The organism is Micromonospora sp. ALFpr18c, assembly GCF_008868155.1.
Taxonomy (GTDB): domain Bacteria; phylum Actinomycetota; class Actinomycetes; order Mycobacteriales; family Micromonosporaceae; genus Micromonospora.
The window spans coordinates 1-11,110 of record NZ_WBKR01000206.1; the positions used below are offsets into that span (position 1 = coordinate 1).

The following is an 11,110-nucleotide window of genomic DNA, read 5'->3' on the forward strand; positions in this document are numbered from 1 at the left end:
CTGCCCACCCTGACCCCGACCCACCCTGGCCCTCGGTGATCATGGGGTTAGCGTGACGAGCGACGGAGTGTCGCGCCCGCTAACCTCATGATCACCGAGGGTCGGCGGGGGATGGGACGGGAAAGGCTCACCTCGCGGAGCGAGGTGAGCCTTTGGTTTGTAGCCCCGACCGGATTCGAACCGGCGCTACCGCCTTGAGAGGGCGGCGTCCTGGGCCGCTAGACGACGGGGCCAGAACTTCCTGTTCACCGCCCTCACGAGCGGTGCCGCTGTAGTCTAGCGGCACCATCGTCGGGTGCTTTGCACGGGGTGCGGGCCGCACAGGGGGCCGGATCCCGGACACGAAACAGCCCGCCTCACCAGGTGAGACGGGCCGTGCACGATGTAGCCCCGACCGGATTCGAACCGGCGCTACCGCCTTGAGAGGGCGGCGTCCTGGGCCGCTAGACGACGGGGCCAGAACCACTTCTGCTCCCCCATCCTTGCGGGCGGAGGAGCTGCACTCTACCAGAGACCACTCTCCGCCCCCGGAGGGGCGGAGTCGAACTCCGTCAGAATCCAGCGTCCGGAATTCTCGCGAATTCCAGCTGCGCTGGGGTACCAGGACTCGAACCTAGACTAACTGAACCAGAATCAGTCGGGCTGCCAATTACCCCATACCCCATTGGCCCCTTGCGGCGCCGGGAGTGAACTTTACCCTCCCGGTGCCGACAGGCCAAATCCGATCCCCCCGAACCGCCCTTGAGCTGCGGAAACAGGGGCATCCGACGGATCAGGCGACGGGGACCACCGGGTTGCTGAGCTCCCCGATGCCCTCGATCCGCACGGTGACCGTATCCCCCTCAACAAGTGGGCTAACCCCCGCCGGCGTGCCGGTGAGCACCACGTCGCCGGGCAGCAGCGTCATCACGTGCGAGATGTACGACACCAGACCCGGCACGTCGAAGACCATGTCCTTCGTCCGGCCGAGCTGGCGTACCTCCATCTCCTCCGGGTTGCGACCCACCTCACAGCGGATCTCCAGATCGGAGACGTCCAGCCCGGTGGTGATCCACGGGCCGATCGGGCAGAACGAGTCGAAGCCCTTGGCCCGGGTCCACTGCCCGTCGGACCGTTGGAGATCCCGAGCGGTGACGTCGTTGGCGCAGGTGTAGCCGAAGATGGCGCGTTCGGCGGCGGCCCGGTCGGCGCGGCGCGCGCCGGGCGCGCCGATCACGACCGCCAACTCCGCCTCGTGCTCGACCTGCTTGGAGAAGATCGGCAGCCGGATGGCGTCCCGGGGGCCGATCACCGAGGTGGACGGCTTGAGGAAGAGCAACGGCTCCTTGGGCACCTCGTTGCCGAGCTCGGCGGCGTGGTCGGCGTAGTTGCGACCGACGCAGACCACCTTGCTGGGCAGGATCGGCGAGAGCAGCCGGACGTCGGAGAGGGCCCAGCGGGCCCCGCTGAAGGAGAGATTGCCGAACGGGTGGCCCTCGATCTCGGCGATGGTCAGGCCCTGCGGCCCGGCCTCCGGCTCGCCTTCGACGGCACCGAACGACATTCCCTTGGCATGAGCGAAACGAGCGATACGCACCCGGCCAATCTAGCCCCGCCGACCCGCTCAGCGGCCAGGACGGGCCGCCGGGTGTGCGCAACCCGTCAGGGCGCGCACCCTACCCGAGGCGGTGGCGACCGGGGCCGACTTCCGCACTTCGTACCCGCACGGAGGTGACGCGCCCCTAGCGTCGGCTCCGGAGGTTCGTTCGTATGCCTGCATCGACACGACACCACAGAGCCCTCGCAGTGTTCGTGCACTGCCTCGGCATCCTCGCCGCACTGCCGGCGCTGCCATCGGCGGCACCGGAGGAGGCGGCAGCCGCACCACGACCACCGGCGGCCACGCCACGACCGGCGGCGGCCACGCCACGACCACCGGCAGCGGCCACGCCACCGGTCCCCGGCGCTGCGTCACCGGTGGCGGTGGCCGCACGGGCGAGCGCGGAACCCACCCCACCCTCGGCGCCGCCGGCGGTGGCACCGCCCTCGCCCACGCCGGCGGCGAGGCTCCCGCAGCCGGTCACGGTGGCGGTCGCCCCGGAGAGCAGTCCGGCGCCGAGATACCGGATCCACGTCCGCAACGTGGGTAACTCACCCATCGACACGACCGTCCGCCAGGAGCTGCCGCCCGGCGCCTCGGCCACCGCGATCACGGCCGGCGGTCGGCCCACCGGGGGCGGCTCCGCCAACGAGGTGACCTGGCGGTTGCGGCTGCCCGCGCACAGCAGCACGACGTTGGGCACCGCGCTCGCCGCGACCGCGCCCGGCCAACCACTCACCGCGCCGGCCTGCGCGTTCACCAGCGACGGCAGCCGCCCGTACGACTGCGCCACCGCCACCTGGCACGGCGCCGCGGCCCCGGCCGAGGTCTCCGAGGCGCCGGCGTGGCGGCGGTATCCGGTGCTGCTCGCCGGGCTGGCCGTCCTGCTGCTGATCGCCGCCGGCGCGGTCGGGTTGTGGCGGTGGCGCCGCGGGCGGCGCAGGCTGACCGCCGCAGCCCTGGCCGGTGGTGCGGGATCTGACGGCGGACGCGGGACGATCTACCCGCGCCCGGCCACCCCGACCCCGCCGAGGCGTCGGCGTACCCCGCCGGTCTGGTTGCTGGTCGGTGCGGCCGTGGCGGTGCTGGCCGGTGTGGTCGGCACGGCGGGCTGGACGGCGACCCGGCGGGTCGCGGCGATCGACACCCAGAAGCAGCCGACCAGCGGCGCGTGGCGGGGCACGGGTGTCTCCGGGCCGATGGGGGTGCCGCTGCGGGAGTCGGCGTTCGAGTTCACCGTGTACCGGATGTCCTGCGGCGCGCCCGGCACGGCCCGGTCGGCCGACGGCGGCGGTGCGGCTCCCGCGTCCGGTCAGCGTTGTCAGGCCACCGTGGGGGTGCGCAACATCACCGGTGCCCAGCAGCCCTGGCACGGCCAGCTGCAACGGGCCTACCTGCCGGGCGGGCGCTGGGTGAGCACCGACGAGTCGGCCACCCGGTCGGCGAACCTGGGTCGGGACGTCTTCGCCGATCCGGTGGCCGCCGGCAGCAGGGTGGTGCTGCCGCTGGTCTTCACCGTCGACGGGCGCGACCCGCCCCGGCAGCTGGAGCTGCGCAGCGGGGTGTTCTCCGCCGGCGTGCGGGTGGACATGCCCTGACCGGCGGGTGGGCAGCGGTCGTACCCTGGGGTCCGTGACCGCCGCCCTCTCCCCCGCCGTGCTCGACGTGGCGGCCTGGCAGGCCCGCCGCCGGGCCCACGAGCAGCGGGTCGACGTGTGGCTGACCCCACACCTGGCCCGCCGTCGGCGGGGTGAGCGGCATCCGGTGGCCGACTTCCTGTTCACCTACTATTCGCACCGCCCGGCCCAGCTGCGCCGGTGGCATCCGGGCGCGGGGGTCGAGCTGCACGATGCCGATCCGGCCGAGTTCGGCCGGGACTACCGCGCCACCGCCGCCGGGGTCACCGTCGACACCGATGGGGTACGCGCGCGGCGCGGTGAGTCGATCGCCTGGATCCGCGGCCTGCTGTCGGCCACCGCCGGGCGGACGCCGCACTTCGGCTGCTTCGGGATGCACGAGTGGGCGATGGTCTACCGGCAGACCCGCGAGGAGCTGCGACACAACGCGTGGCCGCTGCGACTGACCCCGGAGCGGACCGCCGCGATCGTCGAGGAGCGGGGCGTGCGGTGCAGCCACTTCGACGCGTACCGGTTCTTCACTCCGCCGGCCCGGCCGTTGAACCTGCTCACCCCGACCCGGGAGACGCAGCACGCGCACGAGCAGCCGGGCTGTCTGCACGCCAACATGGATCTCTACAAGTGGGCGTACAAGATGTCCCCGCTGGTGCCGTCCGAGCTGGTCGCGGACTGCTTCGAGCTGGCCCGGGACATCCGCACGCTGGACATGCGGGCCAGCCCGTACGACCTGTCCGGCCTCGGCTACCCGCCGGTCCGGGTGGAGACCGTCGACGGCAGGCACGAGTACGTCCAGGCCCAGCGGTCCTTCGCGGAACGCGCCAAACCCCTGCGAGCGCGCCTGATCGCGGAGTGCGAACGACTCCTGCCGGCGTAGAGCCGTCGCGATCGGGCTCCGGTCCGGGCTGCGACGGGTGGCCGGCGCCTAGGCGGTGCGGGACCGCAACCCGTCGAGGAGCAGCGCGACCACGGCCTCCAGATCGTCGTCGAGGCCGGGTTCGCTCCACTCGCTGCGGTGCGACGGATGGTGGAAGCGAGCGGTGGCCTGCAACAGCGCCCGCCCGGCCACCGCCGCGTCGGGCACGGCGAAGTCACCGGCCGCCACCCCGTCCGCGACGATCATGCTGAGCTGACCGGCGAGCACCTCCAGGTGGTTCGCGACCGCACCCTCGGAGAGCGTGGCGAGCTGGTGGAAGTTGTCGAACAGCTCCGGGTCCTCCCGGGCCATCCTCCGTTTGGTGCCGCTCAGCTCGGCCAGCCACCGACGCAGCCGCTGCGGGGCGGCGTCGGGGCTGGTGGCCACCTCGATCAGCGGTGTGGAGACCCGGGCCAGCCAGCGTTCGGCCACCGCCTCGCGGAGCGCGGCCTTGCTGGCGAAGTGCCGGTAGACGCTGCCGTGGCTGACGCCCAACGCGCGGGCGACGTCCAGGACGGTGGCCTTGGCCGGCCCGTACCGGCGCAGCACCTCCTCGGCGGTGTCGAGGATGCGGTCGGCGGTCAGCGCGGTGGCGTCGCTCATGAGCCCAGCCTCCCTGACCGCCGGGACGGCCGTGGCACGACCCCCGGCCGGTGGTCGTGCCCCGGCCGGGTGGTCATGCGCGCTCGCTGTCCAGGTGCGCCATGTGCGCCTCGTCGTATCGGGTGCCGGCAGCCGCACCGACGGGGACGGCGGCCTCGATGGCGGCCAGGTCCGCCTCGGTCAGGGTGACCGTCGAGGCGCCCAGCGCCTCGGTGAGCCGCTCCCGGGTGCGGGCGCCGATCAGCGGCACGATGGTCGCGCCGCGGGAGAGCACCCAGGCGATGGCGATCTGTGCCACGGTGACGCCGCGCGCCTCGGCGATGGCGCGCAGCGCGTCCACCAGGGCGAGGTTGCGGTCCAGGTTCGCGCCGGCGAACCGGGGCAGGTGGCTGCGGAAGTCGGTGCCCGCGGTCTGCCGACCGGGCGTCCAGTGGCCGCTGATCAGGCCGCGGGAGAGCACCCCGTACGCGGTGATCCCGACGCCCAGCTCACGGGCCGTCGGCAGGATCTCGGCCTCCGGGTCGCGGGAGATCAGCGAGTATTCGATCTGGAGGTCGCTGATCGGGTGCACCGCGTGTGCCCGGCGCAGCGTCTCCGCGTTCACCTCGGACAGGCCGATGTGCCGGACGTGACCGGCCTTGACCAGCTCGGCCAGGGTGCCCACCACCTCCTCCACCGGGACGTCCGGGGTGATGCGGGCGGGGCGGTAGATGTCGACGTGGTCGGTGCCGAGCCGACGCAGGGTGTACGCCAGGAAGTTCTTGATCGCGACGGGTCGGACGTCGTTGCCGTTCCACCCGCCGTCGACGTCGCGCAGCGCGCCGAACTTGACGCTGATCAGGGCCCGGTCCCGGTCCCGGCCGCGGAGCGCGTCGCGCAGCAGCAGCTCGTTGTGGCCCATGCCGTAGAAGTCGCCGGTGTCCAGCAGGGTGATGCCGGCGTCCAGGGCGGCGTGGATGGTGGCGATGCTCTCGGCCTCGTCGGCGGCACCGTAGAGGTCGGACATGCCCATCAGGCCGAGCCCGAGCGCGGAGACGGCGGGACCGGTCGTGCCGTGGGTGCGGATGTCCATGGGTCTTCCTCTCACCTGGGGTGACCCACTCACCGTACATCCTTCGGCTGACAGATTCCAGATTCTGTCATCGGTGAGATGGCGATCTCCCCGCCCGAGCACGGATTGAGCTACTCGCCGTCGACGCGACGGTCGCGCTTGCGCTGGGACTGGCGCTTCTTCTCGGCCAGCCGGCGCTCCTTCGCGCCCCGCGACGGGCGGGTGGCCCGACGAGGCGGCGGTGGCGGCGCGGCGGCCTCCCGCAACAGCGCGGCCATCCGCTCCCGGGCCGCCTCCCGGTTGGCCAGCTGCGCCCGGTGCTCGCTGGCAGCGATCGTCAACACACCGTCCACCAGACGGTTCGCCAGTCGGGCCAGCGCCCGTGACCGGACCGACTCCGGCACGGCCGGAGAGTTGGCGAGGTCGTAGCTCAGCTCGACCCGGGAGTCGGCGGTGTTCACACCCTGCCCACCCGGCCCGGACGAGCGGGAGAAACGCTCCCGCAGCTCGCCGGCGGGGACGACCCACCGGTCGGTCACCCGCAGTCCGTCGTCCACGCCCCGAGGCTAACGCCCCACGACCCGCAGGAGGTCAGCGGTGCGCAGACTCACTCTGCGTCGTCGACGGGCTGGGTGCCGGGCCGGCGGTCTCGTCGTCGGCGCCCACCGCGGCGTACGCCACAGCACCGAAGAGCAGCAGCCCGATCACCGCCGCCTTCACGGCGACGCCACGGATCAGCAACCAGGCGCCACGGCGTGCCGTGGGCACCGTCTTCTTCACCGTCTGGTAATCGGCCCACCCGCGTCGCGCCCGGGCGTACGCCGACCCCACCGCACATCCGATGACCAGGCCCACCAGCAGGAGGACCGCAAGAAGGGGACTCTCCACCTCCGCCAGTATTCACACCGAGCGTAATATTTCCATGGCCCGATACCGCCGGGCCGGATATCCGACAGTCGCGCCCGCCCCATCGGGCGTCCGGGCAGCTCAGCCGCCCTTGCCGATGATCGTGTCGGCGGTCTGCTGCACCTGCTCGATGGGAATGGCGAAACCGATGCCGATCGAGCCGTTGCCGTCGATCGTGGCGATCGCGGTGTTCACCCCGACCACCTCACCGCGCGCGTTCACCAGCGGGCCGCCCGAGTTGCCGGGGTTGATGGACGCGTCGGTCTGCACGGCGCTGTGCCGGTTGTTGCCCAGCCGCACCTCGCGGTCCAACGCGCTGACGATGCCGGCGGTGACCGTCCCGGACAGGCCGAGCGGCGAACCCACCGCCAGCACCGGCTCACCGACGCGGGTGGCGCCCGGCTTGGCCAGCGGCAGCGGGCTGAGCCCGGCCGACGGTGGCACCTTCAGCACCGCCAGGTCGCTGCGCGGTTCCCGGCCGACGACCTGGGCGGCGAACCGGCGGCCGTCGGGCAGCTCCACCGTCACCGGCCCGCCACCGCCCTTGGCCAGGATGTGGTCGTTGGTGATGAGGTGTTGCTGGTCGTCCACGGCGAACCCGGAACCCGTGGCGGAGGCGCCGTTCCCACCACCGGCGAGCACCGACACCACGCCGGGCACGGTCCGCTCGGCGGCGGTGACCAGTTCCGCCGGCACCGGTGCCGCGGATGCGGCGGCCGGGCCAGCGCCGCCGTCCCGGCCGGCCACCACGCCACCGGCCACGGCACCCGACACGGCGGACAGCGCCACCACCGCCAGCGCGGCGAGGAGTCGGCGCGGTCGCCGCCCGCCCGGATCCCGACCGGCCCCGGGCGCGTCCCACCACCCGCGCCCGTCCGGGTCGAGTTCCGGCGAGATGAACCAGGGACCGCGCGGTTCGCCCAGTCCGGTCTGCACTGCCATGCGTACTCCTCACGGTCGACGTCGGTTGAGCGCGGCGGTCAGGGCAGTCGGGAGAACCACCGCATCGAGCCGGCGGCGGCACCCATCGCGAACACCAGTCCGAGGCCGATGAACCGTGCCGACACGTCCTGCCGTTCGGTGCGGTAGCCGACCGAGCTGCCGATGTCGTCGTAGACGGCGCGCAGTTCGTCGGTGGTGCTGGCCTCGTGGAACATCCCGCCGGTCTCGTCGGCGACCGCCCTGAGGGTCTGCCCGTCAACCGGCACCTGGATCGGCCGCCCGCCCCGGTCCACGAACCCGGACGGGGTGCCGAAGGAGATCGCGTGCACCGGCACCTTCGCCGCGACCGCGTCCGCGGCCGCCTCCATCGGGTCCATCCCGGACGTGTTGGCCCCGTCGGAGAGCAGGATGATCCGGGCCGGCGGCGGCTCCTTCGCCGCCTGGCTGTCCAACCCCTTCACTGCGCCCAGCGAGGTGTTGATGGCCTCGCCGATCGCGGTGCCCTGCACCCCGGTGACCCCTTCGGCGAGCCGGTCGATCCCCTCGTCCAGGGCGTCCCGGTCGGTCCCCGGGGGCACCAGGACCGCGGCGCTGCCGGCGAACGCGACAAGGCCCACGTTGAACTCGTCGGGCAGCCCCTCGACGAAGCGGCGGGCCGCCTGCTTGGCCGCGGCCAGCCGGTCCGGATCCACGTCGGTGGCGAGCATGGAGGTGGACACGTCGACGGCCACCATCACGGTGGCACGTTCCCGGGGCACCCGGACCTCGGCGGTGGGCCGGGCGAAGCCGACCACGAGAAGGGCCAGCATGGCCAGGAACAGGCCGGCCGGGACGTGCCGGCGCCAGGCCGGTCGCTGCGGCGCCACCCGGTCCAGCAGCCGCAGGTTGGTGAAGCGGACCGCGTAGCGGCCGCGTCGCCGCTGCACGACCAGGTACGCGACGACCAGGGCGAGAACCCCGAGGAGCAGCCAGAGACGCAGCGGCGACTGCCAGATCACGCGGCACCTCCCCGGGCCGCCCCGGCGGGCGCGGCGGCCATCCGGCGCTGGGCGTGCACGTGCCGGACGATGTCCGCGCTCCAGTCCCGGTCGGTGCGCAACGCCAGGTGGCCGGCCCCGCTGCGACGCAGCGCCTGGTGCACCTGGTCGCGTTGGGCGACGGCCGCCTCCGCGTACCGTTCCCGCAGCCCACGGTCCGATGTGCACACCTCGCGGTGCCGGCCGGTCTCCGGGTCGACCAGCGTGATGATGCCGACGTCCGGCAGCTCCAACTCGCGCGGGTCGGTCACCTCGATCGCCAGCACCTGGTGCCGCACGGCGAGCCGGCGCAGGGTCCGCTCCCACGGAGGCGGCTGGCCCGGGTCGTCGGGCAGACCGTCGAGGAAATCGGAGACCACCACGACCAGCCCCCGCCGGTTGGCGGTCCGGTGCAGCGCGTCGAGCCCGTCCACCAGTTCCGGCTGCGCCGACCGCCCGCGCCCCGACCGGTCGGCGGGCGCGGTGGCACGCGGGGCCGCCAGCAACGCGCGCAGCAGGCCCAGCAGATGGGTACGTCCGCTGCGCGCCGGAAATCGGCGTACCCCGTCGGCGCTCAACACCTGCGCGCCGAGGCGGTTGCCGACACCGGCCGTCAGGAAACCGATCGCCGCGACCGCGGCCACGGCCAGTTCGCGCTTGTCCAGCTCGGCGGTGCCGAACTCCATGCTGGCGCTGGCGTCGACCAGCAGCCAGGTGGTCAGTTCCCGGTCGGCGTCGACCTGCCGGACGTGCGGCACCGCGGTCCGGGCGGTCACCGCCCAGTCCATCCGGCGAACCTCGTCCTCGCCGGGCCGGTACTCCCGGCTGCCGGCCGGTTCGCTGCCCGGGCCGGGCAGCAGGCCGCGGTACTGGCCGTGCAGGAGGCCGTTCAGCCGGCGGGTGACGGTCAACTCCAGGCGACGCAGCCGCTGATCCGGTGCCAGCTCGACCAGTCCGGGGTCGGCCGGCACGCCGACACTCGCGCGTCTCATGCCGTCGCCAGGTCGGGGGTCTGCTGCGGGTGTCCGTTCGCCAGCCGGGGCGGTGGCACCGCCTCGACGAGTCGCCGGACCACGCTCTCGGCCGACACTCCGTCGGCCACCGCGTCGAAGGAGAGCACCAGCCGGTGGGCGAGCACGTCGACGGCCAGTTCGCGGATGTCCTCGGGCAGCACGTACTCCCGCCCGCGCAACAGCGCCTGGGCCCGGGCGGCCGCGACCAGGCCGAGGGTGGCCCGCGGGCTGGCACCGTACGCGAGCATCGGCGCGATCTCCGCCAGTCCGAACCGGCCCGGGTCACGCGTGGCGAGGATGAGCCGGACCACGTACTCGGCCAGGGCGTGGTGGACGAAGATCCGTTCCGCTCGGGCCTGCAGGTCGAGCAGCCGTTGCGCGTCGAGCACTCGGCGCGGGGTCGGCCGGTCGGTGCTCATCCGGTAGAGGATCGCCAGCTCGTCGGCGTCACTGGGGTAGTCGACCACCACCTTCATGAGGAACCGGTCGCGTTGCGCCTCGGGGAGTTGGTAGACCCCCTCGGATTCGATCGGGTTCTGGGTGGCCAGCACCAGGAACGGCGCCGGGACCGGCCAGCTGCGCCCGCCGATCGAGACCTGCCGCTCGGCCATGGCCTCCAGCAACGCCGACTGGACCTTGGCCGGGGCACGGTTGATCTCGTCGGCCAGTACCAGGTTGGCCATGATCGGGCCCAGCTCGATGTCGAAGGTCTCCTTCGAGGCCCGGTAGATCCGGGTGCCGACGATGTCCGAGGGCACCAGGTCCGGCGTGAACTGGATCCGGGCGAAGGTGCCGCCGACCACGGTGGCCAGGGTCTGCGCGGCGAGCGTCTTGGCCACGCCGGGCACCCCCTCCAGGAGGCAGTGCCCATTGGCGACCAGTGCGGTGAGCAGGCGTTCGACGAGCCGATCCTGCCCGACGATCACGCGTTTGACCTCGAAGAGGGTCTGTTCCAGCTCGACGCCGGTCGGTTCCTGATCGACCGGGCTGGGCATGCTGGCCAGGGTGTCCGAGATGTCCGTCACGGTGCTTGCTTCCCGTGGCGGGGGGCCGGCAAACGTCGGATTGTGAGCGCCGGACGGGTCCGTTGCGGGCCGGACGGGGATGCACCGCCCGGACGGGGGATGACCGGCACGAGCCGGTCAGCAGGGACACGACGGACACGAGTCGGTCAAGGACCGGCGGGCCAACCAGGCACGAGTCGGTCGACGACCCGACGGGCCGACCAGGCGCTAGCCCTGCATTCCGCACGTGGGTGATCGTGGGCGGGTTTCGGCGCGGCGGGTTGGTGGTGAGGGTGGCTGATGGCAGCGTGCCGGGCTGTGAGACAGCGTGCGCGGTTCGGGTTGCCGTCGGTGGAGAAGGCGTTGGGGTCGTTGCCGTTGGTCGCGGCGTTCGGTTCTCGGCTGCGGATTCGTGACGTTATCGACGGGTTGTGTCCGGTTGATGA

11 protein-coding genes and 3 tRNA genes are annotated in these 11,110 nt (G+C 72.9%); 2 read left to right on the top strand and 12 right to left on the bottom strand.

Translation table 11 applies throughout. From position 1 onward, the window contains the following. Nucleotides 1–160: 160 nt before the first annotated feature. The 4 genes from F8271_RS26415 to F8271_RS26430 form a co-directional block, all read right to left on the bottom strand. A tRNA-Glu gene (locus tag F8271_RS26415) sits at nt 161–233 on the bottom strand. A gap of 152 nt (nt 234–385) precedes the next feature. Further along, nucleotides 386–458: transfer RNA gene (locus F8271_RS26420), tRNA-Glu, on the bottom strand. Between the two features lie 134 nt (nt 459–592). Beyond that, nucleotides 593–664 (bottom strand) — tRNA-Gln (locus F8271_RS26425). Between the two features lie 108 nt (nt 665–772). After that, nucleotides 773–1,576 carry a fumarylacetoacetate hydrolase family protein gene (locus tag F8271_RS26430; RefSeq protein WP_151492543.1) on the bottom strand — a complete coding sequence of 268 codons (804 nt, stop codon included), beginning with the start codon at nt 1,574–1,576 and terminating at the stop codon, nt 773–775. Nucleotides 1,577–1,749: 173 nt separating this feature from the next. On the opposite strand from F8271_RS26430, the gene F8271_RS26435 reads away from it, so the two are divergent. Then, nucleotides 1,750–3,177, top strand: coding sequence for a hypothetical protein (locus F8271_RS26435; protein WP_151492545.1), 1,428 nt, complete (start codon nt 1,750–1,752; stop codon nt 3,175–3,177). Between the two features lie 34 nt (nt 3,178–3,211). After that, entirely contained in the window at nt 3,212–4,090 is an 879-nt protein-coding gene (locus tag F8271_RS26440) for a 3-methyladenine DNA glycosylase (protein WP_151492547.1), read from the top strand. A gap of 48 nt (nt 4,091–4,138) precedes the next feature. Here F8271_RS26440 and F8271_RS26445 read toward each other — a convergent pair whose 3' ends face one another. The 8 genes from F8271_RS26445 to F8271_RS26480 all read right to left on the bottom strand — a co-directional run bounded on the left by F8271_RS26445 (nt 4,139) and on the right by F8271_RS26480 (nt 10,685). Continuing rightward, nucleotides 4,139–4,732, bottom strand: a complete 594-nt coding sequence (locus F8271_RS26445; RefSeq protein WP_151492548.1) for a TetR family transcriptional regulator — start codon at nt 4,730–4,732, stop codon at nt 4,139–4,141. A 73-nt stretch (nt 4,733–4,805) separates the two neighbouring features. Then, nucleotides 4,806–5,804, bottom strand: a complete 999-nt coding sequence (locus F8271_RS26450) for an aldo/keto reductase (protein WP_151492549.1) — start codon at nt 5,802–5,804, stop codon at nt 4,806–4,808. A gap of 110 nt (nt 5,805–5,914) precedes the next feature. Then, a complete protein-coding gene (gene arfB / locus F8271_RS26455) occupies nt 5,915–6,340 on the bottom strand; it encodes an alternative ribosome rescue aminoacyl-tRNA hydrolase ArfB (protein ID WP_121654221.1) in 426 nt (141 codons plus the stop codon). Nucleotides 6,341–6,374: 34 nt separating this feature from the next. Beyond that, nucleotides 6,375–6,671, bottom strand: coding sequence for a hypothetical protein (locus tag F8271_RS26460; RefSeq protein ID WP_151492551.1), 297 nt, complete (start codon nt 6,669–6,671; stop codon nt 6,375–6,377). Nucleotides 6,672–6,770: 99 nt separating this feature from the next. After that, nucleotides 6,771–7,631, bottom strand: coding sequence for a S1C family serine protease (locus F8271_RS26465; protein ID WP_151492552.1), 861 nt, complete (start codon nt 7,629–7,631; stop codon nt 6,771–6,773). A gap of 38 nt (nt 7,632–7,669) precedes the next feature. Next, the gene (locus F8271_RS26470) at nt 7,670–8,629 is read right to left on the bottom strand and encodes a VWA domain-containing protein (RefSeq protein ID WP_151492554.1); all 960 of its coding nucleotides are present in this window, start codon (nt 8,627–8,629) and stop codon (nt 7,670–7,672) included. Next, nucleotides 8,626–9,618 carry a DUF58 domain-containing protein gene (locus F8271_RS26475; protein ID WP_192580465.1) on the bottom strand — a complete coding sequence of 331 codons (993 nt, stop codon included), beginning with the start codon at nt 9,616–9,618 and terminating at the stop codon, nt 8,626–8,628. Before F8271_RS26475 ends, F8271_RS26470 begins: the two co-directional genes overlap by 4 nt. A gap of 17 nt (nt 9,619–9,635) precedes the next feature. Further along, a complete protein-coding gene (locus F8271_RS26480; RefSeq protein ID WP_151492557.1) occupies nt 9,636–10,685 on the bottom strand; it encodes a MoxR family ATPase in 1,050 nt (349 codons plus the stop codon). Nucleotides 10,686–11,110 lie beyond the last annotated feature (425 nt).